This window comes from Sinorhizobium sp. BJ1, from assembly GCF_002531555.1.
GTDB lineage: Bacteria > Pseudomonadota > Alphaproteobacteria > Rhizobiales > Rhizobiaceae > Sinorhizobium > Sinorhizobium fredii_B.
In genome coordinates this window covers 238,348-264,477 of record NZ_NWTH01000008.1, presented here as the reverse complement: position 1 = coordinate 264,477, position 26,130 = coordinate 238,348, and the positions used below count along the sequence as shown (strand labels likewise).

The following is a 26,130-nucleotide window of genomic DNA, read 5'->3' as shown; positions in this document are numbered from 1 at the left end:
TCAGCGACAGCAGCCAGTCCTTGCTGAACATGACGCCGACCAGGCCGACCAGGGTCAGGAAGTCCCGGGCGATCGAGGTGACCGTCATGTTGAGCACGTTGCGGATGCCGCTGACGTTCTGGCTGATCGTCGCGGCAAGCTGTGCCGAGCGATGCTCGTGGAAATAGCCGCCACTGAGCGCCATCAGGTGCGCATAAAGCCGGCGCTGATAGCGCGCCACGATGTTATTGCCTATCTTCGAGAGCGCCACCGCCTGGCCGTAGGTCGCCAGGCCGCGCAGCACGAAAGCGGCGAAGATGGCGCCGCAGATAGCCAGGACGACGTCGGCGCGCCGATTGCCGAAGGCCTCGTTGATCCAGGTTTCCATGATCCAGGCCGTGAAACCCGTCGTGGCCGCCACCACGACGAGGCAGGCGATGGCAAAGGCGTAGCCGCGGATGTGGTCGCGGCCGTTTTCGGCGATGACGCGTCGCAGGATTCCGGTGATCGTCTCGGAGTCGACCGCGTCATGCTTTCGATTCTTGACGTTCAATACGCCCCTACCTGTATCGATCCGCGGCCCGCAGTGCGCGACGCCGCCCTTTAGGCTCTATAGGGCTCTGCCGCCTCTTTGGCGAGCCTGAACGGCAGCCGATTCGCCAGCTTTCTCAGCGGCGTCCCCCAGTTGCAACACCGTCTCGGGGCGCGGGGCAGGCCGTTTTTCCGCCAACGCTGGACAGGCCTGCCGTATCGGCGAGCGGCTCTACGGGCTGCCAACATTGATAAGCGGCGGTGATGTTTAGGGCTTCACGCCCGCCGTGAAAGGAGACCGGGTTGCGGCGAGAGAGCTATCAATTGAGCTCGCCGGTCGGCCGGCCGCTGGTACGGTGCGAGCGCGGCGCGGACACTTTCCTCTCTACACACCGCGGCGGGATGCGCCAGAATTCCGGCAAGCTTCGTGAGCAATTTCGCGCGCATCCGCCCGAGCTTTGCATCGTTCGCGCGGCGGCTGAAGGCGAACACGCGCAGAAAGCTCTTTTCTCCGGTACCATCGACGCAGACGAGTTCCTCGAAACCTCGGCGATCGGTGACGACGAAATTGCCCGGATTTACATCCATCATCACGATGTGCAGTCGACAGAAGCTTTCGAAGAGCTCGTCGATCATCTTGAGATGTCTTGCGGTCAACTGGCCCGAAAACGCCAATTCCCTCAGGGTGGGAGCCAGCTCCCCGTTGCCCTTGGTGATCTTTTCCACAATCAGACCAAGACCGTAATCGGTATGAGCGAAACCGAATATTCTCGGTATGGGAAGTTCGACGCCATCGGCAAGGGAGAACTTTCTCGCCTGCTCAAGGAACTCATCGACCTCCCGTTGAAACGTCCGATACGCCCCGAAGCGCTTGAACCTGTTGAGGAAACGGAGCCCCCGCTTCGATTGGCGCGTGCCGCCCTCTCCCCTCGATTCCGGCTTCAGAACCTTGATCAGAACATTGGGATAGAGCTGGTGAGCGAAGATGCTGCGCTGATGTCCCGCGGCGCATTGGCGCCAACCCGCAAGTTCGATCCTGCCGTCGAACATCTTCCTCTCCCGGATTGTGACAGTTTTATTACAGAACAGTGTCGCGGGACAGAATTCAATAGAGCCGTGTTCTCCGGATTTATCTCTACCGTGCATAGTATGTTGTAGTTGCAGTTTTGCCACTAGTCGAGCCGCCTAAATCGATCGGGCAGAGCTGCAGACGATCGTCACCATACTGCCGGCGGCCGCACTGCCGGCGGCCGGCACCGAAGGAGGTTGACACGCCCGTTTGCAGATGAGAACATATGGTGAACAAATCGGAGGCTCCCATGACCCCTACGCAAGACGTTATCGAGCGTGCAATGGCGGCAGTCGCCGCTGTCCGTCGGCAACGGGAACGTGATCAGGAGCGGCGCCGGCAAACGTTCGGACGTATTCAGCTGGGACTTCCGCTGCCTAGGCTCAAGCGCGGCGTGCAGCTGTCACTGCAACTTGACAAGTGCCCGCAGCGCGGTGGCACTGGCCCAAGCTAGGCGGTGCGCGTTCGCCCGAAGGCGCGCAGCATCAGGTTTACGGAAACCCCCACCTTGTCGATATCCGGAACATCCTGGGAATAATTTCCGGTATAGAGCTTGATAATCATCTTGTCGCGCTCGAAACCGCGCAAATCGAAATAGAGATGCAAGTAATAGCGCCGCTTGTCCCCGGAACGGCTGATGTCGCCGCGCCGCTGGGTCACCTGCTTGAGCTCTGTCTGAAGCGGCGCGAAGCCTTCGAGGTTCAAGGTGACGTGGGTGGACTTGAACCGCACTTCGCTTGGTACCGCCACCACCGCCTTGTCGAGCGAAAGGCTCACCAGGCGTCCCGTACTGCCGTCGACCTCCGCGGCTTCATCGAGCTTGAAGGCCTGGAGGAGGCGGCGCGGCTTCTCGAAGCAGATCAACGACGCGATGATGAGCACGACGATGTTGATGCCCGACCAAAGCGCAGCAATCGTCGAGAACGACCCCTCGACATGCGCGGTCTCCGGGACGATATTGACCAGCAGCCCAGCCGCCGTGACGACGATGAAGGCGGCGATCCAGATAAAGGTATAGGCATCGAAGAGGTTTGCCTCGTTGCCGCTGCCCTTGGGGGTCACCTTGAAGGGTTTGCCGAACGGCCGCACCAGGCTCGAAAGTACCGTCGGTAGCATGCGAAAGGTCGCGAAAGTGCCGACGGCGGTGGAGACCAGCGGCAGGTAGCGGGTCGGTGCCAGCCAGAGCATCAGCAGGAAATAGGCGGTCAGCAGCGGCACCTGGTTCGAAACGTAGTCGGCGACACCGGTGAAATAGAGCGGCAGGGCGCCGGACCAGAGATAGACGATCGGCACCAAGAGCACGGCGAAGCGAACCAGATATTGCACCAGCCAGGACATCGGCAGGAACATGATGCGCTGGAAGAGAGAGAGGCCCGGCCCGCGCAAGGGACCGTTATGCAGGTAGAGCGTCTGGATTCCACCCTGGCACCAGCGTTCGCGCTGGACGAAATAGCCGGTCAGGTTCTCGGCTGCCAGGCCCATCGACAGGCGTTCGTTGAGATAGCGGGTCTTGTAACCCTTGTTGAGCATCGAAAGCGTCGTCAGCAGGTCTTCGGTAATCGACTCGGTCGGGAAGCCGCCGATCGTATCGACTGCCCTGCGGCGCGCGATCGAGCAGGAACCACAGCAGAAACTCACGTCCCAACCGTCGCGGCTCGGCGCGATCTCATCGAAGAACAGCCGCTGTTCATCCGGCCATATATTCTCAAGACCAAGATTGGATTGCACCGGATCGACATTGAAGAAATGCTGCGGCGTCTGCACGATGCCAATGCGCTCGTCCAGGAAGAACGGCAAGGTGCGTCGCAGGAAGTGGCGATAGGGGACGAAGTCCGCGTCGAAGACGGCGATGAAGTCACCGGAGCTGACCCGCAAGCCATTGTTCATGTTGCCGGCCTTGGCATGGGCATTGTCTCTGCGCGTCACATGGATCGCGCCCCGCCCTTCACAAAAGGTCCTGAGCCAGTCGCGCCTTCCGTCGTCGAGCACATAGACCCTGAGCTTGTCTTTCGGATAGTCGAGCGCCAGCGCTCCGACGATCGTTCGTTCCAGCACGTCGAGCGGTTCGTTATAGGTTGGTATGAAGATGTCGACGCTTGGCAGTTCGCTCTCCGGCCGCGCGAAGAACGCCCGCGCAAGCTCGTCCGCCTCGACGCTGCGGTCGATATAGCGGCTCATCAAAATGAGGAACAGCACGACCTCGGAGAAGGCGAGGAGCTCGACGATGAAAACGAACCAGACCCAATAGAAATTGGAGCCATCATTCGGATAAGGGAGAACCGTTTCGGTGAAACGCCAAACCATGTAGCGCAGTGCCACGGCCGCGACGAAGGCACAGGTAATCGACCGCGCCCAGCTTTGATGACGCGACCAGTTTGATGGTCCGAGCAGGAAGAAGGCGATGACCAGCAAGGTCGGCGCCAGCGCTAGAAGAGATTGAACCACAGGCTTTCAAACCACCGCGTCAGACGGAAATTGCGTTTGGAGAAGCGCACCTGCGCCGTTCGTCCCACCTGGCAGAAATTGGCGAAGTCGGTGTTGAGCACCGATGGTGTCAGCGCGACGCGGATTCGTGCACTGCGCTCGTCGGTTTCCGGCTCATTGGCGGCAAGCGAATCTTTCTCAACGACCGCGGAACTGCCCTTGACCGCTTGTACCCGGCCTTTGAAGACATCTCCGCGACCGAATAGCCGGACCTCCGCTTCGCGGCCGGGATAGATCTCATCATAGTCGACCTCAGGTACGAGAATATCGACGAACAGTTCGCGGCAGTCGAGGATGCGCACCATCTCGTTGTTCAAAATGACGTTGGAACCGCTGACAACATTCCTGCTCCAAACGACGCCGCTGAACGGCGAAGGAACCGTTGCCGACTCGAGGTTGCGGACGCGCTTCTCCTCCACATTCATCTGCTGCGCGGTCTGAATTGCCCGCGTCTCGTTCTCGGCAATGCGGGTATTGAGATCGTTGATGCGAACGATCACATCGTCCTGGCGCTGCCGGGAATAGGGCACGTCATTCTGGCCGTCTCCCATGACGAAAATGCCCTGTCGGACAGCATCGAGGCGCTGCTGCAGCAAGTCGACAGTCAGGTTGCTGATCTCGACCTCGCCGCCCGCTGCGGCGCCGGCGGCCTCAGCCGCCTCCACCATCTTGCGCGTGAAGATCCCCTTCGCCTCCAGTTCCTGCCGACGGTCGAGGTCAACCTTTGCCACCACGTCCTGTGCGCGAGATACTTCAACACGCTTCTGGAGAATTTGCAGCTCCCGCTGGAGGCTGGCAATGGTGGCACCCTGGAAGACGCCCATCCGTTGGGCGAGCTCGTCGCGCATCCGGGTGAGTTCGTCGCGCTCCCGGCGCAGCGCCGAGACGCGCTCGACTGCCGTGCCATGCTCGGCGCGAAGTGACGCAAGGACGGAGCGGTTTACCCGCTCGTTGCGAATGGCCGCGATGGCTTCGCCTTCCGCCACAGGCGTGCCGATCCTCGGCGGCGGCTTGGAGATTTCGCCATCGATAGGCGCATTGATGATCGCAAAGCGGGCATTGACGGTTCCATCCAGGCTGGTATAGCCGGTCAAGTCGGGCAGCAGAACGGCAATGGCTAGCGCCAGGAGCAGAATGCCGACCGATATACGCGTAATACGATGGTTCAGGATCACCTTGGCCGTCCCTACTCACTGCCCTGACCCGATTTCCCGCACTGACGCGGGTGAACACTCCATCGGCCTGCCTGGGCGCAACTCGCCGGCACGATTCACCCCATGTTGCCACCCGCCAGAATTTATCGTCATTCAGCGTTGAACAACCCTCAAATTTGCAGGTTTTGGTAGTGCGAACATAAAAAAGCCAATGTAGGCCCCGCATGACCGAACGCTTTTTCGACCCATGTCGCCGACGCAAGCGCCTTCAGAAAACGGTTGCTCGTCAAGCGCGCGGCATTGACCAGGAAAATCGCCGCGATAACTTTCTGAACGAAGGGTTGAACTGGCCGACAAAACTAAGTGGGGATTGTGGCCGGTAGCAGCACCTTCAAGCGAGCGCAAATACAAAGGCAACGGAGGCCGGCATGCCTGACATGGATGCGACGAAGTCTGCCTCATCTTCGGCCGAGAGCGACTTTCTCGCCCATACAGAAGAGCTCGTCTCCTTTTACGACGAGAGCTTCCATCTCGTCGACTGCTCGGCGAAACACAGGAAAGCCTATGGGGTCGACACGCTCGTCGAGGCGACCCTGTGGCACGTCTACCCGGAACTACTGGGTCCCAAGACCAAGGCCGCGATCGATTTCGTCGCGGCAAACGGTATTCCGCGCAGCATCGAGATCACCGACGCAAGAGGGCGCGTCCAACGCACCCTGGTCGTCTTTCGCACCGAGCGCGGCATCGGCGTCGCGGAAGCTCAAAGCGACTCCACTTGCCGCGAGACGTCCACCCAAAGCGAGAGCGATCGCGCCCTCCTGCTTCACCAGGCGACCCATGACGTTTTGACCGGACTGCCGAACCGAAGGCAGTTCAGCGACCAATTGCGGGCCGCGCTGCCGGTGCCGAGCGGCGCCAAGCTGGCGCTCATGCAGATCGATCTCGACGACTTCAAGCCGATCAACGACACGCTCGGGCACGGCGCCGGCGACATGGTCCTCAAGATGGCGGCGGAACGGATCAAGGGCGTGCTCAGGGAGCGTGAGCTTGCCTATCGGCTGGCCGGCGACGAATTCGCCGTCATCCAGTGGAAGCTTGACCAGCCAAGGGAGGCGGAGCGCCTTGCCGAGGCAATCGTCAACGCTTTCAAGGAGCCGTTCACCATCGACGGCATCAACCTGTTCGTCGGAGCGAGCGTCGGCATCGGCATCGCCCCGGCGGACGGAAACGAAATCGAACAGTTGATGAAAGCCGCCGACATCGCGCTCTACGCGGCGAAGAAGGATGGCCGCGGTCGGGCAAGGACATTTACCCGTTCGATGCTGATCGTGCTCGAGCAGCGCGAAATGCTGCGTCGCAGTCTGCGCAGCGCCCTGCAGGAGGGGCAGTTCTTCATCGAATACCAACCCTTCGTGAAGCCGCGCGCGTCGGTTGTCGGCTTCGAAGCGCTGCTGCGCTGGCGCCATCCGCTGGTCGGCATCATCCCTCCAAGCGTCTTCATTCCGATGGCCGAAGCCGACGGGCTGATGAGCGAGATCGGCCAGTGGATGCTGGAACAGGCCTGCCGGGCCGCCATGACCTGGCCGCCTCATTTCACAATTGCGGTCAACCTCTCGCCGGCGGAATTCCTGCACGAAGGCCTCACCGATCGCGTCGCCCAGATCCTCGATCTGACCGGCATCCGCGCCGACCGGCTCGAACTGGAAATCACCGAGTCGGTGCTCCTCGAACGCACCATCAACAATCTCGATACGCTCAACACCTTGAGCCTGCTTGGCGTTCAGATTTCTCTCGATGACTTCGGCACCTACTACTCCTCGCTGAGCTACCTGAAGAACTTCCCGTTCGATACGATCAAGATCGACCAGTATTTCATCAAGGATCTTGAACATGACGAAAAGAGCCAGACGATCGTTCGGTCGATAATCGCGCTCGCCCACGGGCTGGGCATGGACGTCACCGCCGAGGGCGTGGAGACGGAAGGCCAGGCCGCCTGGCTTCAGAAGGAGGGCTGCGACCGTCTGCAGGGCTACTTCCTGGGCTTCCCGCTACCCGCGGCAACGATCGGCGATTTCCTGCGCAAGTCGGGGGCCATCCCCCTGGCGGGTGCTCTCAGGACCTGACGGGCTCGAAATAGCCGGAGAGTCTGGCCATCGCAGCCGGTCGGATATAGTCATGGGAGTGAGCGAATCAGGATTCGCTCATACAGTCGGAGAAAGCAGCATGAACGCAGCCCAAAGGCAGTCAGCGGAAACGAAGTTCGAGCCCCTGCTCCAGTTCGAGATGGAGATGGGAACCTTCCTGTCCGATTGGCACCATTGCGATCAGTTGTCGACTTACATGGCGCGGATGATCAGTCACAACCGGACCGATCCGTTGCGACATTCGAACTTTTTCTCCTCCGCGCTCAACGAACTCCTGGAGGTATCGTTTCGCGGCGGCTTGCCGGAGGGCCGCATCGGCTGCGCCGTCTATCGGCATGGTCCAAAGGAGCGTGTGAAACTCTCCTTTCCGTGCCCGCCCGGCCAGCGACAGTTCTTCCGCGAGGCGGTCGCGAAAACCCATCGGAACGACGCATACGCGCGTTACCTGGACGCTCTTTCAACCGATCTTGGCCCAAGTCGGGAAGCCATCCTGTTGGATCTGGCGATCAATTTCGATGCCGAGATTCGTCTCGAAGAAGAAGGCCCCCCGACGATCACCATCATTGTGGATCTCCCCCTTGAAGTAATTGTGAGTTGAGTACGGCAATGCTTGCAGCGCCCTTTCAGGCAGAATTCGACGCCAACAGCCAGGAGTTCTCCTTTGCCGGCGTCATCCGTCCGCGCTCCGTCGACGAGATCGCTCACAGCATTTCGACGTTCAGGAACGCCATCGAAGAGGCCCGCGGCGTCCTCTACATCAATGTGAAGCGCCTCGCGCAGATGAACAATACGGCCTTCCACGCCTTTTCGCGCGTGGTCCTGGACGCCTGCCGCGCGCGTTCCGATATCCGCTTCGTCGTCGTCACGTCGAGCGTCGTCGGCTGGACCGAACGGATGTTCCGGCATCTCGGCAAGATCGAACCGCAGATCACCGTCGAGGTCTACGATTCGAAGTTCTATCCAGGTCAGAGCTTCGTCGAGGACACCAGCTTCATTCCGATCCTGCGCACGCAAACCAAAATGACCTGGCGCCACGAGCGCAAGATCCTGCCGCGCCACGGCATGCGCCCGGGAATCGTCATGGCCGACATCTGCTGCGGCATCGGCGACTTCGCGGTGCTGGTGCGCAAGGAATTCCAGCCGGCACGCATCGTCGCGCTCGACCACTCCAAGGCAAGCCTTGCCTATGCCCGCGACGTCGCGAAGAATTTCGGCATCTCGGATATCGAATATTCCTATGGCGACGCATCCGAGATGCTGCTCGAGGACAATCAGTTCGACCTGGTGACCTGCCGCCATTCGCTGCAGATCTTCAACCAGCCGGACCTGCTGTTGAAGGAGCTCTACCGGATTTGCAAGCCCGGTGGACGCGTGTACATCACCAACGAGAAGAATTCGCACTGCCTTGGCGAACCGCGAGCGCAGAGCATTCAATGGACCTATAATGAGGTTGCCAAGCTGTTCAGCCATTTCGAGATGGATGTGGAACTCGGGCCGAAGAGCCGCCGCTATCTCGCCGATGCCGGATTCGATGACATCCGCGTCGAATCCTTCATGGTCACCAATCTCGACGGGGACCCGCAGGACTTCGCCGACATCATAACCGCTTGGGAGAATGTCTATGCCGGCGAGATGGCCGTGAAGCGCGGCGACCCTCCGGAATTCATCGAGCGCTTCCGGCAGGGCTTCCGCGATCACATCTTCGCGGCCCTCCACCCCAAGGGCTACGCTGGCTGGCCGATCTGGGCAGCATCGGGGCGCAAGCCGCTATGAAGCCGTTCGACCAAGGGACCACCCGCCTCGGGTTGCGCTCGTTCCGGGCCAAGTTCATCCTTGTCGTCGGCGGGGCCGTGCTCTTCGATCTGCTCGTCACCGGCGGTCTTGCGCTCTGGAACGTGCAGAGGCTTTCGCGCGACGCGACCGCACAGGTCGGCCAAGGGCTGGAGCAGGCCAATCAGGACTACATTCGTTCCTATGCGGAAACGACGGCGGCGCGCGTCAACCTGCTTCTCAACCAGGTGCACTCCGACGTCGGCACGCTGGCGGGGGTGCTCCAGGCGCAGATCGACCGTCCCGTCAGGAAGTCCCAGATCGGCGAAGCGATGGCACGGGGCGCCCCCGGCACCGTGACCGTCACCTATGACGAAAATGGCGGATGGGCCCAAAACCGGCCCGGCCCCCTTTCGGTCGTCAGCGTCTGGGGATATCTGCTCGATGCCAACCACGCCCCCTTGCCAGAGGTCCAGACGGACATTGAGAACAGCGCGGTCCTTGACCTGGTCGCTCCGAGCCTGCTGGCCAACGGTCAATCCAAGCTGCAGATGTATTATATCGGCCCGAAAGAGCGGCCGATCTTCCGGACGGCCCCCTATACGGATCAGGCCCAGACATTCGACCGCTTGTATCCCGGTCATAACCAGGCCGAGTTCTGGCCGTTCTTCTTCCCGGGCCTCTACGAATCGTGGGAGACGTGGGCCACGGACCCCACGATCCGCCCGGTGAACAGTGACATCACCCAGACGGCGCCCTATACGGATGCGATCACCGGCAAGCTGATCGTCAGCTTCTTCCAGCCCTTGTGGTCGCGCGACCGTGACCGGGTAGCCGGTGCCGCAGGCGCCGATATCACCCTCGACCAACTGGCAGAGATCGTCGAGAACGTCCGGGTCGCCGACAATGGTTTCGGCTTCCTCACCATGTCAGACGGCAATGTCGTCGCCATCAACCCGGTCGGCGAAAAGGTGATCGGCCTCCAGTCATCGAGCGACACCAGCAGCCAGGGGGTGACGGGTCTCGATCGCTCGCTGCGCAACAGCGCACAAGCCGCAATCGCCAAGTTGCCGCTGGACCAGGACGGCCTGTTGCAGCATGTCCTGCTCGATGAAAACGGCGAGAAGGTGCCCTATCTCGTCGTCCTGAAACAGCTGCAGCCGTCGAACCTGTGGGTCTCCGGCCCAGTTCGTCGTGAATCAATGTTGCTCGGCGTCGTCGTGCCGGAGCGTGAAATCTACGCTTCGCTCTTCGCCGCGCAGGCCGGCATTACGGAAGCGACGAACAGGATCCTGATCTACCAGGTCCTGGCGCTGCTCGTGTCGCTGCTCTTCGTCACCTCGGCCGTTTTCGCCATATCGAAGCGTATCACCGGCGGCATCAGCGCGCTCGCCGACGCGGCCCGGCGCATCCAGACCAAGGACTATTCCGTCCGGGTGGATATTGCCACGCGCGACGAAGTAGGGGAAGCGGGCGCCGCCTTCAACCGCATGGCCGAGCAGATCAGCTACCATACCGAGAATCTGGAGCAGCTTGTCGAGGACCGGACGAAGGAGATCGAAGAGGCAAACCTGCAGATTTCGGCGCTCAACGAGCAGTTGCGCAGCGAGAACGTGCGCCTCGGGGCCGAGCTGGACGTCGCCCGCCGAATCCAGATGATGGTCCTGCCGAAAGCGAGTGAACTCGAGGAAATTGCCGACGTCGAGATTGCCGCCTACATGCGGCCGGCCGACGAAGTCGGTGGCGACTATTACGACGTGCTGAGGGACGGAGAGCGGCTGAAGATCGGCATCGGCGACGTGACCGGGCACGGCTTGGAAAGCGGCGTCCTGATGCTGATGGTTCAATCGGTGGCGCGGGCGTTGCAAGAGGCCGGCGACATGGACCCGACGCAGTTCCTCAACCGGGTGAACCGCGCCCTTTACAAGAACATCGTCAGAACCAACGCGAACAAACATCTCTCCCTTGCCTTCCTGGACTATGACGGAACCCGCCTGATGCTTTCCGGCCAGCACGAGGAACTGATCGTGGTGCGGGGCGCCGGGAACGTCGAGCGGATCGACACGCTCGACCTCGGCCTGCCGATCGGCTTGGAGCCTGATATCTCGCCCTTCGTAGCGACGCAGGAGGTCGCCTTTGCCCAAGGCGACATGGTCATTCTCCACACTGACGGCGTGACCGAGGCGGAGGGGCCGAATGGAGAGCTCTTCGGTATCGAGAGGCTTTGCGAAAGCGCTGGTCGTCGCCACGGCCAGAGCGCTGAGGAAGTCAAAGCGGGAATTCTCGAGGATCTGATGGCGCATATCGGCACACAGAAGATCCACGATGATATAACAGTCGTAGTGATGAGACACAGGTAGGCGGATGACGACCTTATATGGAATGGCAGACTTGGCCGTCGGTACGGGCGAAAACGTGACGACGCTTCGGCTGTTCGAGGGACCGTTGGACCTGAGCTGGAAGCATTGCGCGATGACCTCGGATTTCGTCGCCGAGTTCGTCGCGCTGCGCTATCGGACATCCCGCCACCTTTATAAGGAGGTGCGGCACAATATCGGCTATCTGACGAACGAGCTCATCGAAAATGCGGTGAAGTTCCGAGCCTCGGGCGAAATCGTTGTCGAGGCCGCGGTCGCGTCCAATGCCTTTCGTGCCAAGGTCTCCAATTTCGTCGACAAGGAAACGGCGCAACGCTTCCAGCATCTGCTCTCCGAGATCACAACGGGGGATCCGGGCGAGCTTCTAATAAAACGGATTGAAGAGAATGCATCAGGCGCGAGCCCCAGCGGCTCGGGACTTGGCCTCCTGACACTCATGAGCGATTATGGCGCTCATTTTGCCTGGGTTTTCGGATCCGGCGAACAGGAGAGCCGGATCCCGCTGGAGACCTATGCATCGATCACAGTCCCCGAACCCTCGAATTGATGGGCAGCGAAAATTATGGAAATCAAGGAAGAAGAGTACCGCGTTTGGTCGGAGGGCAAGGACATCTACTTCGATGGGACCATGCGGCTGCCGAGCACGGAGGCCTATGCTCCGATTTATTCCTTGGTGATGAGCATTCTCGAAGCCGAACCGGACCGCCTCACAGTCGACGTCACTGGCTTGCAGTTTCTCAATTCGTCCGGCATCAATCTGCTTGCCAAACTGACGATCGAGGCGCGCAAGAGGCCGAACATTCAGTTCACCGTGCGCGGAAGCGCGGAGTTCCCCTGGCAATCCAAATCGCTGCCGAACCTCAAGAAGCTGCATCCGGGCATTGATCTTCGGCTCGGTTGAAACCCGGCCGGACGTTCGCGCCGTTCCTGCGTCAATTGCCGAGCGCCTTCAGCCAGTCGCCGATCGTCGATCCACGGTCCCGCCCGGACGGAGCGACCGGCGCGACAGGGCGCTCCGCTGCCGCAGCCTTTCTGATTTCCCGCGGGCTCACCCCGAATTCGTGGCTGAAGGCGCGGGTGAAATTGGCGGCGACGTCGAAACCGGCAGCCTCGGCGATCTCGGCGATCGGCCGGCTGTCGGCCGGATCGCTGAGCGCCGCATGCGCCTGCTGAAGCCGACGCCTACGGATATAGTTGAGGACGCCACCGCTCGCTTCGAACAGTTGGTAGAGCCGGGTGCGCGAGATGCCGATGGCTCGGGCAATAGCATCCGGCGTCAGGTCGGCCGAATGCAGGTTGAGATGAATATATCGATGCGCCCGCTCCATCATTCCCTTGTTCGTCTGTGGTCCGGCGGCATCCGGTCTCGCCGACGAGGCCACGCAAGCGACGACCATGTCGTGCACCGTGTGGACGATCCGCGGTATCTCCTCCGCCGTCAGGCGGTCGAGGCGAGGCTCGATGCCATCGATGTAGTTGATCAATAGCTCGGCCAGGTTGCCCGACAGTACCAGATTGTTGGTTTCGCCGAGCACGGCGGCGTCGTCGGCGAAAAGCTCGTAGGGCATGAAGAGCAGAATGGCGTCCGCCGCCGTCGTCCGGCCGCGGAACGGATAGCCGAGCGAGCGGAACACCAGCCTGCCGGGCCCGTTCTCAGCAACGCGGCGATCGACTTCCGTCCAGGTCATGCCGCTGCGAAGCAGTTCTACATACCAGTGGTCGATTGGGCTGGCGCGCAGCATCGCCTGCGGGCGCAGGTAGCTGTGGCCTGGAACCCGCTGTTGAACGATGAGCAGATTGCCACAATGCCATGCGGTCTGCTCCGCGACGAACTCGTCCTCCGGCGGAGTGTTGTCCGGCAATCTGACCTCAACCAGAGACGCCATGTGGGCGCGCCAGGCCTGAAACTGCGCCGCCGGTGGCAGCTCACGCGTCGAGAAATGCAAGGGTGTCAGCGCCGCCGGCGCGTCCGATCGCGGGATAGGCTGAACCGAGGGCTCACGCGGCCAACGGCGGCGTTCCGACTGCGCCTGGGTTTCGGGCGCCCCGGCATGATCCTCTTCCGACTCGGCCCCCGTAGAACGATCACGCATACAGACTCTCCCGCCCTCGAATGCAGGCGATTACACGTTCTGGGCGTGGCTACCTACACAGCCGCATCGATGTATGGCGTCGTGCGGAGCCCACTCAGCACTTAGCAGAGCCTAGTTCTACGCCATTTTTAGTAGAAATGCACGGTCCGATAATTATCGGGATTGCAGGATAATGACAATCGCCCCGGTCAGTTGTAATCATACACTCATAGACAACGCCAAGTATTGAGTAAGGGCGCTGTTAGTATCTTGGTTGTATATAATTTTTATTACCAAATCATACTGTCCCACTGAGTTGTTTACTGAAATGCGTGTTTTATGTATTTGGGGCCACTTATGCATTATATGAAAAATGTACTCAGCGGTAATTTAGATAAATTTGCAGAAAAAGATAAAGTATTGCGTGTTCCGGGCATCCCGAAACGGATTCTGGTAACTGGCGGCGCAGGTTTCCTCGGGTCACACCTTTGCGAACTGCTTCTCGAGGCAGGACACGAGGTCATCTGCGCCGACAATTTCTCAACCGGGTTGCGCCGGAATATCGAGCCTCTGAAGCGTTTCGACGGCTTCAGTCTCGTCGCCCACGACATCGTGCAACCGATCGACCTTGAGGTCGACGAAATCTACAATCTCGCCTGCCCGGCATCGCCGCCGCATTACCAGGCCGATCCCATCCATACGACCAAGACGTGTGTGCTCGGCAGCCTCAATATGCTTGAGCTTGCGGCACGCTGCGGTGCGCGTATCCTCCAGGCCTCGACGTCGGAAGTTTATGGCGATCCGCAGGTCCACCCGCAGGTGGAGAGCTACTGGGGCAACGTCAATCCCTTCGGCCCGCGCTCCTGCTACGACGAAGGCAAGCGCTGTGCGGAAACCCTGTTCTTCGATTTCCACAGGGCTCACCAGGTCGAGATCAAGGTTGTCCGCATCTTCAACACCTATGGTCCGCGGATGCGCCCGGATGACGGCCGCGTCGTCTCGAATTTCATCGTCCAGGCGCTTAAGGGCGAAGACATCACGATCTATGGCGACGGTTCGCAGACGCGCTCCTTCTGTTTCGTCGATGATCTGATCGATGGCTTTATTCGCATCATGGCCTCGCCGGCATCGCTCACCGGGCCGATCAATCTCGGCAATCCTGGCGAATTCACGATCGGCGAACTCGCCGAACAGGTGATCGAACTGACCGGCTCTCGATCGAAGATCGCATATGGGCCGCTACCGGTCGACGACCCGCGCCAGCGCCGTCCTGATATTTCACTTGCCGAACGGGAGCTCGGCTGGCGTCCGGAGGTCGAGCTTGCAGCGGGCCTCGTTCGGACGATCGACCATTTTGATGTGCTTCTCACGCAATCGGACGAATTCATGGAGGTCGCGTAATGACCGCGCCACGCATCCTGGTGACCGGCGGCGCCGGCTATATCGGCAGCCATACAGCAAAGCTCGTTCGACTGGAGGGTTTCGAACCCGTCACCTATGACAATCTGACGACCGGCAACCGCTCGTCGGTACGCTGGGGACCGTTCATCGAGGGGGATATCCTCGACTCCGCGCATCTCATCGAGGTCATCGAGCACTATGCGCCGGACGCGGTGATCCATTTCGCTGCATCGGCCTATGTCGGCGAATCCGTCGCCGATCCCGCGAAATACTACCACAACAATGTCTGCGGGATGTTGTCGCTGCTCGACGCCTGCAGGCGAACGGGGCTTGGAAGAGTGATTTTCTCTTCGAGCTGCGCCACCTATGGCGTGCCGGCCGTGCTGCCGATCGACGAGGCGATGCCGCAGCAACCGATCAACCCCTATGGCAGAACGAAGCTGATCGCCGAACACATGCTGTCCGACTACGCTGCGGCCTTCGGCCTCTCCTATGTGGCGCTGCGCTATTTCAACGCCTGCGGAGCCGATCCGGAGGGTGACCTCGGCGAGTGGCACGAGCCGGAGACGCATCTCATTCCGCGGGCGCTGATGGCCGCAGCCGGCCGGATCGGCAAGCTCGAAGTCTTCGGCGACGATTACGACACCACCGACGGCACCTGCGTGCGCGACTACATCCACGTCGCCGACCTCGCGCAGGCGCATGTGCTCGCCTACCGGCATCTTGCCGAGGGCGGCAGCAACCTTGCCCTCAACCTCGGGTCCGGCCGGGGATTTTCGGTCCGCGAGGTCCTGAGCACGATCGGCGAAGTCACCGGACGGGATGTCCCGGTGGCGATCCGCCCCCGTCGGGCCGGCGACCCGCCGATCCTCTACGCCGATGCGAAGCTTGCTCGCGAGGTGCTGGGCTTCTCGCCGCAATATTCCGACCTCAAGACCATCGTGCGCACCGCTGCCCCATTCTTCGGTCTGGAGGCGCGCCCGTGACCCACCCGTTGACCAGGAACACCACAGGCTTCGGCGACACGGCCGACGAACCGCTGCTGGTGCCAGTGCTGACCGGATATCGCCGGGCCGAGTATCTTGTCGGGGCGGCCGCCTGGCTCGCCGCACTCGCCTATCTCTGGGCCTGGTGGCTGGAGCCACGCCATCACTGGGACCTCTTCGGAAGCCTCATGGTGACGGCCGTGCTCGCCTGGATAACCCTCCTGCCCGGCTATTTCATCGCCGTCTTCTATCGCGCCAGGAAGCCGAACGGTCCCTTGCGGCTGCCGGCTGCCAGCCGCGTCGCCATGGTCGTCACCAAGGCGCCCTCCGAACCCTTTGCGGTCGTGGCCGAGACGCTCAAGGCAATGCTCGCCCAGGACGTGCCGCACGACACCTGGCTTGCCGACGAAGACCCTTCTCGCGAAACGCTCGACTGGTGCGGCAGGCACGGCGTCTTCGTTTCCACCCGCAATGGCCGCGCCGATTATCATCGCACCACCTGGCCGCGGCGCACCCGCTGCAAGGAAGGCAACCTCGCCTTCTTCTATGACCACTACGGTTACGACCGCTACGACTTCGTCGCCCAGCTCGACGCCGACCATGTTCCGGAGCCCGGCTACCTCTTCCAGATGCTGCGTCCCTTCGCCGACCCGAAGGTGGGCTATGTATCGGCGCCGAGCCTATGCGACAGGAATGCCGCCGAGAGCTGGTCGGCGCGCGGAAGGCTCTGTGCCGAGGCGAGCATGCACGGCGCGCTCCAGGCCGGCTACAATGGCGGTCTGGCCCCGCTCTGCATCGGCTCGCACTACGCCGTCCGCACGGCGGCCCTGAAGGAGATCGGCGGTCTCGGTCCCGAGCTTGCGGAAGACCATTCGACGACCCTGATGATGAACGCGGCCGGCTGGCGGGGCGTGCATGCCCTCGAGGCGATCGCCCATGGCGACGGGCCGCGCACCTTCGGCGACCTGGTCACGCAGGAATTCCAGTGGTCGCGCAGCCTGGTCATGCTGCTGCTGCAATACACCCCCGGCCTCGTTGGGAAGCTGCCGGTCCGCCTCAGGTTGCAGTTCCTGTTCTCTCAGCTCTGGTATCCGCTTTTTGCGCTATTCATGGCGCTGATGTTCGCGATGCCGGTCGTGGCCCTTGTCCGCGGCGAAAGCCTCGTCGACGTCACCTACCCGGACTTCCTGGCGCATTTCGCACCGCTTTCGATCGTCCTGATCCTGATGGCCTATCGCTGGCGGGCAACCGGGACTTTCCGGCCATGCGACGCGAAGATCCTGAGCTGGGAATGCATGCTCTTCCTCTTTGCCCGCTGGCCGTGGGCGCTGATCGGGACATTGGCTGCAGTCCGAGACTGGCTCACCGGATCCTTCGTGGATTTCCGCGTCACCCCGAAGGGCACTTCGGAAGTCGACCCGCTGCCCTTGCGCCTCCTCGTACCCTATGTCGGCCTCGCGCTCGCAGCGGTCCTTCCGGTCCTCTTTATCGGCGATGTCGGCGAGGCCAAGGGCTTCTATCTCTTCGCGATCATGAACGCCGGGATCTATTGCCTGCTCCTGATCGTCATCGTCCTCCGGCATGGACGGGAGAACAGGATCGCCGCGGCACCGCGCTTCTATCGTCCGGCGATGGCGGCAGGACTCCTGTCGCTCGTCATCCTGCCCGGCATCGCAACCGCCGAGCACGGCAAGGACAGCCTTGAAGCGCTCTCCTGGGGATCGGATCACATTCGGCTCTTCGAGGAGCGCTACTCGGTGGCGGGTGCGGGCGGAGCGACCTCGCGCAAGACCGTGTTCCGGCCGCAATGGATCTTTCTGCCGGAAGATCAGCCGCATGCGGAGCACAGGCCATGACAGGACGAATTCGACTGCGCCGGTTCGGCTCGGCCTCACAAGGCTCGCCGAACCAAAACCAGGAAACACACCGCAGATGGAGGAATAAGATGGACAGGACACCAAGGACAATCGGCTTCGCCATTGCCGGGCTCATGCTTTCAGGCGCCGTTCTGGCGGCGAGCCTGCCCGGTGGCCCTGCCGAAAATACCGCTGAAACAATGCAGAAGCGGCCGATCCTCACCCAGGACTCGATCACCTTCGGCGCCTATGATCCGCATGGAGATTTCTCGGAGCGTTCAGCTTCCCGGATTGAGCATCTCTTCCTGCCCTGGGAAGACGTCGATCTCACCACTTTGAACGCAGCCGATGAATATGCCCATGCGCGCGGACGTACGCTGATGATCACCATCGAACCCTGGTCGTGGTCGCCCAAATGGCGCCTGTCGTCGCAGGGGCTGCTCAAGAGCATCCTCGGCGGGGAACGGGACCGGAACATGGCCGCAGTCTGCTCGACCGCGGCTACCCTCAAGAGCCCGGTCATCATCCGCTGGGGGCAGGAAATGGACGAGACGGATAACCAGTTCTCCTGGGCGCACTGGCAAGGCAAGGATTTCGCCGCGGCCTTTCGGCGGATAGTGAAGGTCTGCCGCGCGCATCTAACGACCGCGAAGTTCATGTGGTCGCCGAAAGGCAATGAGGGGCTCGACGCATTTTATCCCGGTGACGACGTCGTCGATATCATCGGACTCTCGGTGTTCGGCTATCAGAGATACGACCGCGACAAGACGGGCCGCGACCAGGGCTTCGCCGAGCGGCTGGCGCCCGGCTATGAGCGCGTCAAGAATTACGGCAAGCCGATCATGGTCGCCGAACTCGGCTATGAAGGCGACGTCTCCTATGTGGGGAGCTGGGCCCAAAGCGTCGCGAAACGGCACGCCGAGTTCCCGGCGCTCACCGCCGTCGTCTATTTCAACGATCGAGAGATCTATGACTGGCCGGACGGCTACGGCCGGCCGGACTGGCGCGTCGCACTTCAAACAACCGATCGATAACCATAGTTTAGAAAGGACTGAGATATGTCGACATTCCGCCCATTGCTCCTGACAATCGCCTTTGTGCGCAGCATCGGTGCCGCCGTAGTGGCACGTGTTCATGTATGGGCGGACGCCGAATTTGCCACGCTGCGTCGCGGCAACCATGTGAGCGACCGACTGGAGGCGATCCGGATCAGGATCGGCGAGTGACCCGCACCACGCCCGCCGTGCATCTTTTCCGTACCAGGTCGCTGTCGCTCTTTGAAATACTGCATGTTTATCCTTGGATCGGCTACGATCTAGGGAAGCATGCAGTAGGAGTTGCGCATTCCCGAGGCCGACGCATAATCCGGCTCCGCAGATAAGCCCCGGCCCCGGCGCGCAACTCCGCCCTTATCTCAGGAAGCAGCTGGATGTCCGTCCGAACCCGCTCGGCGTGCAGATATAAGGGGCGCGACCGAGATAGGTGGTGCGCACCAGTTTGACCGCCCGCTGGGTGACGGCGACCTGCTTGTTCCTGACCGGCTTCTTGCCCGGCACCGCATAGCCGACCTGCTTGTTCAGCGAAGCGGTCTTGATGCTCTGGTCGGTGGTGGCCGAGCATCCAGTGAGCGTCGCTGCCATGAGCACGGCAAACGCGCAACGCACGACCTTACCGCGGCTCCCGAATGTCCCGGACGAAATCTTCCCTTGCGCTTGCACGGCTCGAACTCCCTTTAGACCTGATGGGGAGCACGGTATCCGCGAGGCTTTAAGTCGCCGTGCAGAAAATACTTACAACTCGAGCGATCCGGCCGAAAACCGGCTGCTCATCCTCTCACGCTTCCACGGCCCGAGGGCTAGACGCGGCGGCCGTTCGCATCGACGACGACTTCGCCGTCCTCTTTTGCGAACGCGCCCTGCTGCCCTTGCGGCAGGATGTCCAACACCGTTTCCGACGGGCGGCACAGTCTTACCCCGAGCGGCGAGACGACGATCGGCCGGTTGATCAGGATCGGATGCTCCAGCATCGCGTCGAGGAGTTGTTCCTCGGTCAGGTCCGGATCGGAGAGCCCGAGTTCCGCAAAGGGCGTTCCCTTCTCCCGCACGACTTCGCGAACCGACAGGCCCATCCGCGCAATCAACTGCTGAAGCAGGGCGCGGCTCGGCGGCGTCTTCAGATATTCAATGACGTGCGGTTCGACCCCGGCGTTGCGGATCATCGCCAGCGTATTGCGAGACGTGCCGCAGGCAGGATTGTGATAGATGACGATATCGACAGGATTGTTCATGCGACGCCGGGCCTCTTCGAAGTTCCGCCTTGCTATCGCCCGACTGCCGCCGAGCTTGGCGGCGAGTCTCGATCGCTCGAGACCTCGACGGGGATACCGCGAAGGCAGCATGCGGAGATTCATGTAACGCAGCCTGCCAGCGAATGCGAGACGCTTCTTGATTCTGCGCAGGCGCCGGCGCCGGCGGGGCCAACGGCAGTCCTTGTCGCTGGAACTCAGGCCGCGACGCCAACCGTGTAGCTTGCCTGCAGCACTCCACTGTCGAGCTTTTCGAAATCGAAGATGAAACGCACCGCATCGCTCGATGAGAACACCGGATCGCCGCCGTTCATGGTGGCGCGCACTGGACGCGCCGCATAGTCCGGGTGGCCCTGATAGACGAGGTCGCTCAAGGCATCGTCGAAGAGAAGCTGGCTGACCAGCAGTTCGCGGTCGCCGAGAAGAACGCGCAGGTGGATGTGGACGGCACGGCTCGGATACCAGCCGGGATAGACGGTGAGGAAGCTGACGACGCCATTGGCATCGCTGATCTGCCGGCCGCGCAGGAAGCTTGTGCCCCTGGCCTCGGCGACATCGGCATTGCACATTGCCGCCGCCTCGCCTGAATAGACGCCGCGGACGTCCGCATGCCAGATCTCGACATCCGCTCCCTCGATCGGCTTGCAAGTCGAAGCCTCGACGAGGCGAAGACTGATACGGGTCGGCAGTCCCGCCACGCCATCGGTCACGTCGCCGCGGATCGGCACATCGTTGGTGTGGCAGGGCCCCAGCGTCTGGGCGAGCGTCGCGATACATTGGGGCTCGGCGCGGAAAATCGGCTCCGGCATCGCGCTGGAAATCCCCGCCGTGCCGCCTGCGCGAAAGTCGGACACCTTCCAGTCGAAGCTCTGGCGCGATATGGGCGCGCCGCCGCCACCGCTGCCGCGCGCCACGAAGACGGCACCCGCTCCGGCCAGCAGCGCGCCGCCACCGAGAATGATGGTTCTTCGTTTCATAGGCATCGGAGCGCTCCGTTCATCGTGTCGAGGTGCGAACCGACTGATAGCGTAATCCGGTCTCAGACCGAAGTTACGCTTTTGTAATGCCAAAGCGAAGAGCCCACACTCCGACGGACGTCACCGGCGGCCGCCAGAGGCCGAGGATTGCGGCGCAAATCGCGGAACGGACTGGTCCTCGAAAAGGTCTGGCATCAGATCGGCAAGCCGGACGAGCATGCCGCTCTGTGCGCTCTTGAGCGCCGCGACGCCACAGAGAACCGAAAGCGCGCCCGCCCGTGCACCGGCCCGCTGCCCGAGCGGATCGGTGATGCCGGGCTTGAAGATCATGTTGCGCATGCGGTCATCGCCGCCGTAGTGCCCGCCCGAGGAATGCGGCACCTTGATGCGCTCGACGGCCGGCTGGTCCTTCGGGAAGTTGCGAACGAGCAGGATGACGTCCTCCGGCGGCGTCTCCCAGGGCTGGTCCTCGTATTGACGCAGCTCGATCCTGCCCTTCGTGCCGTTGAAGGCGATGTGGTGACCCTCGATCGGCTGGAAGGTGTTCAGCGAATAGGAGACGTGGACGTCGTTGCGGTAGCGGATGTTCGCGACCATCGTGTCGGGAACGTCGATGTCCTCGCGGAAGACGCATCCGTCGCGGAAATAGCCGTCGATCTCCGCCGGTTGCTCGTAGAGCGCCTCGAGAAACGGATCGGCTCCGATGTCCAGATAGAAGTCGCAGCTTTCCTTGTGAGGACAGAGCTTGCAGCGCGGGCCGCGGAACGGCCCCTTGCGCCCATACATCTGCAGCTCGGCAAAGGCGCTGACTGTCTCCGGCTCGCTGTCGAGATACCAGTTCAGAAGGTCGAAATGATGCGTCGCCTTGTGGACGAAGAGGCTGCCCGACCGGTCCGTGTAGGCGTGCCAGCGCCGGAAATAGTCGGCCCCGTGGTGGGTGTCGAGATACCAGTGGAAGTCGACCGAAGTGACGCGGCCGATTTCGCCGGCGTTGAGTAGTTCCTTGATCCGCGCCGCCGTCGGCGCGAAGCGGTAGTTGAAGGACACGTCCACCCGCCGCCCGGTGCGCTTCTCCGCATCGAGAATGCGGCGGATCTTGTCGACCGTCGTCGCCATCGGCTTCTCGGTGATGACGTCGGCGCCGGATTCGAGCGCCCTGACGACGATCTCGTCATGCGTGTCGTCCGGGGTGCAGACGATCACCAGATCCGGCCGCGTCTCGGCGAGCATCGTGTCGACATCGCCATAGATCGGCGCATTGCTGGCGATCATCGTGCGGGCCCGCTCCGCACGCAACGCGTTGGTATCGGCTATGGCGACGAGATCGACGAAGCCGCGCCACCCGGCGAGAAGATCCTTGCCCCACATGGTGGTGCCGCGGTTGCCGGTGCCGACCAGCGCAAAACGACGTTTGTCATCCATCATCTCTCACGCAATCCTGTCTGGAGTCGCGCCGCGCGACCGGCGGCAAAAAGAACAACATGTAAATTTAGAATACATGTTACCGATCGATACACGGGGAAGTCAACACGGATGCGTGCCAAAGCGATCCCTTGCTTGTAAGAAGTATATCCGAGTTGGTCGTCTCAGCAGCAGTTTCGAAAGCGCTCGACGCAGGTGGCGATGACCTCCTCGGCCGGGCGTTTCCACCAGTTCTCGGCCGAGAAGATCTCGACTTCCTGAGCGCCAAAAAAGCCCGCCGCCTCGATCTGGCCGCGGATGCCCTTGAGATCGATGACGCCGTCCCCCATCATACCGCGGTCGGTCAGCATGTGCCTGGTCGGGACCAGCCAGTCGCAGATGTGATGGGCGAGGATCGCCTTCAAGCGGCCCGCCCGGGCGATCTGGTTGGCGAGATCGGGATCCCACCAGACATGGTAGACGTCGATCGCGACGCCGACGCCTGGACCCAGTCTTTCGCAGATATCGAGCGTCTGGCCGAGGGTGTTCACGCAGGCCCGGTCGGCCGCATACATCGGATGTAGCGGCTCGATCGCCAGCGGCACGCCCGCGGCACGCGCGTGCGGCAGAACGGCAGCGATTCCCTCCTCGACCATCCGGCGGGCCCGTTCGATGTCCCTGGAGCCACCGGGCAGGCCGCCGACGACGAGGACCAGACAGTCGGCTTCGAGCGCCGCCGCTTCGTCAATCGCACGCCTGTTGTCGTCGAGCGCCTTCTCGCGCCCGAGAGCGTCCGCCGCCGGAAAGAAGCCGCCGCGGCAGAGACCGGTCAGTTTCAGTCCGTTGGAACGGACGATGCGTGCGGCCTCGTCGAGACCGATCGCCGCCACCTGGTCGCGCCAGGGCGCAATCGCCGTGATGCCGTGCTTCAGGCAGACATCCACGGCTTCGGCAAAGCCGCATTGCTCGCGGATCGTCGCCAGATTGATGGAAAGACCCTCGACCTGCATGATGTTCTCCTCCTGGTTTTGTCAGCTTGCCATCGACGCCCAGTCCGGCTCGACCGCGGAGCCGAGGCCAGTCGCCCGCAAGACGGATGCAAAGGTGATTTCGCCGTTCCGGACGGCGAGACGCGCACGTCCGGCGGCGTTCCCGTAAAGATCGCCATGGGCGGCAAGGTAGGCGGCCTGCTCCGCCCTCGGCGCCCGGGCCATGCCGTCGACATAGTGATGGCCGTTGCGCTCGATATGCCCGGCGTCGATGAGCGCTGCCAGCACGAGGTCCTGCTGAAGGCCGAGGCCGGCCTGGGTCGTCAGGTCCTCGGCGGACATGAAATAGCGGGCGTTTCCGGCCTCGCCGTTCCATTTATCGACGCGGGCGCGGTTGATCAGCGACCGGTAGAAGCCCTTGCAGGACTTCGACGAGATGCCGGCATAGCCGAGCTCGCGGGCCTGCAGGAAGGATCCGATGTCGCCGTCGGATTCGTCGATCTCGAGCGGCAGGCGCGCGGCGATCGCAGCGACCGATTTCGACAGCGCTGCCGCACGCGCGATCGGCTGTTCGAAGAACAGAACGGAGGCCCGCAATCTTTTCAGGCGCGGCTCTTTCTCGATCCGGTCGAGAAGGTCGGCGACGACCTCGCCGCTTTCGAATTGCTCGTTGCCGTCGAGCGTCACCCGAAAGTCTTCGGCAAGGCGATCGAGCACCGCGGCGATCGCAACCAGACGCTCGGCGTCTTCGGCGGGGCGTCCGGAAACCTTGATCTTGAAAGTGCGGTGTCCGTAGGCGGCGATCACCTGGTCCAGCGACTGCGGCAGTCCGTCCTCGATTCGTTGCCCGGCTTCCAGTTCGGACGCGCTCAAGGCGTCCGCGAGGCCAACCGTATGGCGGACGGCAAGCGTCGAGGAAGGAGTCATCTGCGAAAGGAAGCGGGGGAGATCGAAGCCGGCAAGATCGGGCGCGGTGACATCGGTGATCCCGAGCAGATTGCCCGCTGCCGCCTCCACTGCACTGACGCCGTTTATCCGGCAGAGCGCATCGATGATGGCGCGATCGACGAGGGCCAGCCCGTAGGAGGCGACAAGGCCGGGCAGACCATGTCTTGCTGTCGCCCAATGATGATCCGCTTCAGCGGCAGCGTGCAGACCGAAAGCCGTGTTCGCCTTGAGCGATCGCAATCCCTCGATCGCCAGGTGAAGCGACCGACGGAGTTGCTCGACATTGTCGTCGGGCGACAGTGCCGGGTTCTTGTCGAACCATTTCGGCATCATCATCTCGGCCGACCAGCCGGTCGTGGAGCGGCCGCGTTCATCCTCGATCCGGACCCGGACGAAAGCCTGCGGCGCGCTCTCGACGCGCGCCGCGCCGAAGCGGAAGGCAAAGCGGAAATCGACCGGCCGCTCGAAAAACTGCGCTTCAACGAGCTTGACGCGAGGGGCTTCCGTCATGGCCGCGCCTCACGCCACGCCATGGACTGCGAGCACGCGTTTCATGCGCGAGATCGCGACGTCCGGATCGGCGAGCGCACCGGCCCTGTCCGCCAGCCGGAAGAGTTCGGCAAGATGGGCAAGCGAGCGCGCGCTCTGCTGGCCGCCGATCATCGCGAAGTGGTCCTGCAATCCGTTGAGATAGGCGAGGAAGACGACGCCCGTCTTGTAGAAGCGCGTCGGCGCCTTGAAGATATGCCGCGACAGCGGTACGGTCGGCTCGAGCAATTCGAAGAACGCGCCGTTCCGCCCCTCGCCCAGTGTCTGCAGCGCGGCCGAGGCCACGGGCGCAATCGCATCGAAGATGCCGAGCAGCGCATCCGAATGGCCTTCCTCGTCGCCGGCGATGAGTTCGGCATAGTTGAAGTCGTCGCCCGTATACATGCGCACGCCCTGCGGCAATTGCCGCCGCATGACGATCTCCTTCTCCTTCGAAAGCAGCGAGATCTTGATGCCGTCGACCTTTTCGGCATGCGCCGCGATGACTGCCAGACAGGTCTTCATCGCCTCCCTATGGTCGGCATTGCCCCAATAGCCTTCGAGGGCCGGATCGAACATCTCGCCGAGCCAATGGATGATCACCGGCTCCTTTGCCTGCGAGAGAATCCGGTCATAGACGCGGACATAATCGTCCAGGCTGCTGGCGGCGGCGGCAAGCGCCCGGCTCGCCATCAGGATGATCCGGCCGTTCTCCGCCTCGATCGCTTCGATCTGGCTCTCATAGGCCCTGACGATCTCGTCGATCGTGACCTCCGGGCCGGGTGCGAGATGGTCGGTGCCAGCGCCGCAGGCGATCAGCGCGCCGGGGCGGCTGCGTGCTTCAGCGAGCGCCCGGCGGATGAGCTCGCGCGCCTCAGGCCAGCCAAGCCCCATGCCGCGCTGGGCCGTGTCCATCGCTTCCGCCACCCCGAGGCCTAAATCCCAGAGGCGATGGCGGAAGGCGAGCGTCCGCTCCCAGTCGAGCGCCGGCGTCAGCCACGGATCGTTGTCGGCGAGAGGGTCGGCGACCACGTGTGCCGCCGCGAAGGCGACCCGCGGGAAGGCAGCCGCCTCTCGCTTCCTGAGGGGAACCGGCCGGCCGCTGAGCTCGTAGCGGGCCAGCCTGCCTTCGAGGGGAAGATCGATGCTCGCCATGGC

24 protein-coding genes are annotated in these 26,130 nt (G+C 62.2%); 12 read left to right on the top strand and 12 right to left on the bottom strand.

Translation table 11 applies throughout. The features are described 5' to 3' along the window. The coding region (locus tag CO676_RS14505; protein ID WP_245424316.1) for an ABC transporter transmembrane domain-containing protein at positions 1-532 on the bottom strand (532 nt) is incomplete at its 3' end. A 254-nt stretch (positions 533-786) separates the two neighbouring features. Next, positions 787-1,683 carry a YrbL family protein gene (locus CO676_RS14500; RefSeq protein WP_245424315.1) on the bottom strand — a complete coding sequence of 299 codons (897 nt, stop codon included), beginning with the start codon at positions 1,681-1,683 and terminating at the stop codon, positions 787-789. A gap of 146 nt (positions 1,684-1,829) precedes the next feature. On the opposite strand from CO676_RS14500, the gene CO676_RS36990 reads away from it, so the two are divergent. Continuing rightward, positions 1,830-2,033 (top strand): hypothetical protein, encoded by a 204-nt coding sequence (locus tag CO676_RS36990; protein ID WP_097521597.1) that lies wholly within the window; start codon positions 1,830-1,832, stop codon positions 2,031-2,033. Here CO676_RS36990 and CO676_RS14490 read toward each other — a convergent pair. Together CO676_RS14490 and CO676_RS14485 are read right to left on the bottom strand one after the other, a co-directional pair. Next, a complete protein-coding gene (locus CO676_RS14490) occupies positions 2,030-4,024 on the bottom strand; it encodes a glycosyltransferase (RefSeq protein WP_097521575.1) in 1,995 nt (664 codons plus the stop codon). The genes CO676_RS36990 and CO676_RS14490 overlap by 4 nt on opposite strands. Beyond that, positions 4,006-5,238, bottom strand: a complete 1,233-nt coding sequence (locus CO676_RS14485; RefSeq protein WP_097521574.1) for an efflux RND transporter periplasmic adaptor subunit — start codon at positions 5,236-5,238, stop codon at positions 4,006-4,008. The genes CO676_RS14490 and CO676_RS14485 overlap by 19 nt, the downstream gene beginning before the upstream one ends. Positions 5,239-5,645: 407 nt before the next feature. Here CO676_RS14485 and CO676_RS14480 point away from each other — a divergent pair, with 407 nt between their 5' ends. From CO676_RS14480 to CO676_RS14455, 6 genes are all read left to right on the top strand, one after another. Then, entirely contained in the window at positions 5,646-7,340 is a 1,695-nt protein-coding gene (locus tag CO676_RS14480) for an EAL domain-containing protein (protein WP_097521573.1), read from the top strand. A gap of 100 nt (positions 7,341-7,440) precedes the next feature. Further along, entirely contained in the window at positions 7,441-7,959 is a 519-nt protein-coding gene (locus CO676_RS14475) for a hypothetical protein (RefSeq protein ID WP_014762102.1), read from the top strand. After that, positions 7,956-9,134 carry a class I SAM-dependent methyltransferase gene (locus CO676_RS14470; RefSeq protein ID WP_041413955.1) on the top strand — a complete coding sequence of 393 codons (1,179 nt, stop codon included), beginning with the start codon at positions 7,956-7,958 and terminating at the stop codon, positions 9,132-9,134. The genes CO676_RS14475 and CO676_RS14470 overlap by 4 nt, the downstream gene beginning before the upstream one ends. Then, positions 9,131-11,491 carry a SpoIIE family protein phosphatase gene (locus CO676_RS14465; RefSeq protein WP_097521572.1) on the top strand — a complete coding sequence of 787 codons (2,361 nt, stop codon included), beginning with the start codon at positions 9,131-9,133 and terminating at the stop codon, positions 11,489-11,491. The genes CO676_RS14470 and CO676_RS14465 overlap by 4 nt, the downstream gene beginning before the upstream one ends. Before the next feature lie 4 nt (positions 11,492-11,495). Then, positions 11,496-12,056, top strand: a complete 561-nt coding sequence (locus CO676_RS14460; protein WP_097521571.1) for an ATP-binding protein — start codon at positions 11,496-11,498, stop codon at positions 12,054-12,056. Positions 12,057-12,071: 15 nt separating this feature from the next. Beyond that, on the top strand, positions 12,072-12,410 hold the full coding sequence (locus CO676_RS14455) for a hypothetical protein (protein ID WP_097521570.1): 339 nt from the start codon (positions 12,072-12,074) through the stop codon (positions 12,408-12,410). 31 nt (positions 12,411-12,441) lie between these two features. On the opposite strand, the gene CO676_RS14450 is transcribed toward CO676_RS14455, so the two are convergent. Next, positions 12,442-13,602, bottom strand: coding sequence for an AraC family transcriptional regulator (locus CO676_RS14450; protein ID WP_097521569.1), 1,161 nt, complete (start codon positions 13,600-13,602; stop codon positions 12,442-12,444). A 336-nt stretch (positions 13,603-13,938) separates the two neighbouring features. Here CO676_RS14450 and CO676_RS14445 point away from each other — a divergent pair, with 336 nt between their 5' ends. From CO676_RS14445 to CO676_RS35215, 5 genes are all read left to right on the top strand, one after another. Further along, positions 13,939-14,982 carry a UDP-glucuronic acid decarboxylase family protein gene (locus CO676_RS14445; RefSeq protein ID WP_097521568.1) on the top strand — a complete coding sequence of 348 codons (1,044 nt, stop codon included), beginning with the start codon at positions 13,939-13,941 and terminating at the stop codon, positions 14,980-14,982. Continuing rightward, on the top strand, positions 14,982-15,968 hold the full coding sequence (galE, locus tag CO676_RS14440) for a UDP-glucose 4-epimerase GalE (protein ID WP_097521567.1): 987 nt from the start codon (positions 14,982-14,984) through the stop codon (positions 15,966-15,968). Before CO676_RS14445 ends, galE begins: the two co-directional genes overlap by 1 nt. Then, positions 15,965-17,824: a glycosyltransferase family 2 protein gene (locus tag CO676_RS14435; protein WP_245424314.1), complete on the top strand. Its 1,860-nt coding sequence runs from the start codon at positions 15,965-15,967 to the stop codon at positions 17,822-17,824. The genes galE and CO676_RS14435 overlap by 4 nt, the downstream gene beginning before the upstream one ends. Before the next feature lie 89 nt (positions 17,825-17,913). After that, positions 17,914-18,858, top strand: a complete 945-nt coding sequence (locus CO676_RS14430) for a glycoside hydrolase family 26 protein (RefSeq protein WP_097521566.1) — start codon at positions 17,914-17,916, stop codon at positions 18,856-18,858. A gap of 24 nt (positions 18,859-18,882) precedes the next feature. Then, entirely contained in the window at positions 18,883-19,050 is a 168-nt protein-coding gene (locus CO676_RS35215) for a hypothetical protein (protein WP_179875489.1), read from the top strand. A gap of 183 nt (positions 19,051-19,233) precedes the next feature. Here CO676_RS35215 and CO676_RS14425 read toward each other — a convergent pair whose 3' ends face one another. The 7 genes from CO676_RS14425 to CO676_RS14395 all read right to left on the bottom strand — a co-directional run bounded on the left by CO676_RS14425 (position 19,234) and on the right by CO676_RS14395 (position 26,127). Continuing rightward, positions 19,234-19,542 carry a hypothetical protein gene (locus tag CO676_RS14425; RefSeq protein ID WP_097521565.1) on the bottom strand — a complete coding sequence of 103 codons (309 nt, stop codon included), beginning with the start codon at positions 19,540-19,542 and terminating at the stop codon, positions 19,234-19,236. 137 nt (positions 19,543-19,679) lie between these two features. After that, on the bottom strand, positions 19,680-20,111 hold the full coding sequence (gene arsC / locus CO676_RS14420; protein WP_097521595.1) for an arsenate reductase (glutaredoxin): 432 nt from the start codon (positions 20,109-20,111) through the stop codon (positions 19,680-19,682). A 215-nt stretch (positions 20,112-20,326) separates the two neighbouring features. Beyond that, positions 20,327-21,106, bottom strand: coding sequence for an intradiol ring-cleavage dioxygenase (locus CO676_RS14415; RefSeq protein WP_179875488.1), 780 nt, complete (start codon positions 21,104-21,106; stop codon positions 20,327-20,329). Positions 21,107-21,226: 120 nt separating this feature from the next. Next, complete coding sequence (locus CO676_RS14410; RefSeq protein ID WP_097521563.1) at positions 21,227-22,531, bottom strand: Gfo/Idh/MocA family oxidoreductase; 1,305 nt, start codon at positions 22,529-22,531, stop codon at positions 21,227-21,229. 161 nt (positions 22,532-22,692) lie between these two features. Beyond that, positions 22,693-23,517, bottom strand: coding sequence for a sugar phosphate isomerase/epimerase family protein (locus tag CO676_RS14405; RefSeq protein WP_097521562.1), 825 nt, complete (start codon positions 23,515-23,517; stop codon positions 22,693-22,695). 21 nt (positions 23,518-23,538) lie between these two features. Continuing rightward, the gene (locus CO676_RS14400; protein ID WP_097521561.1) at positions 23,539-24,954 is read right to left on the bottom strand and encodes an enolase C-terminal domain-like protein; all 1,416 of its coding nucleotides are present in this window, start codon (positions 24,952-24,954) and stop codon (positions 23,539-23,541) included. A gap of 9 nt (positions 24,955-24,963) precedes the next feature. Beyond that, positions 24,964-26,127, bottom strand: coding sequence for a dihydrodipicolinate synthase family protein (locus CO676_RS14395; protein ID WP_097521560.1), 1,164 nt, complete (start codon positions 26,125-26,127; stop codon positions 24,964-24,966). Between the last annotated feature and the right edge of the window lie 3 nt (positions 26,128-26,130).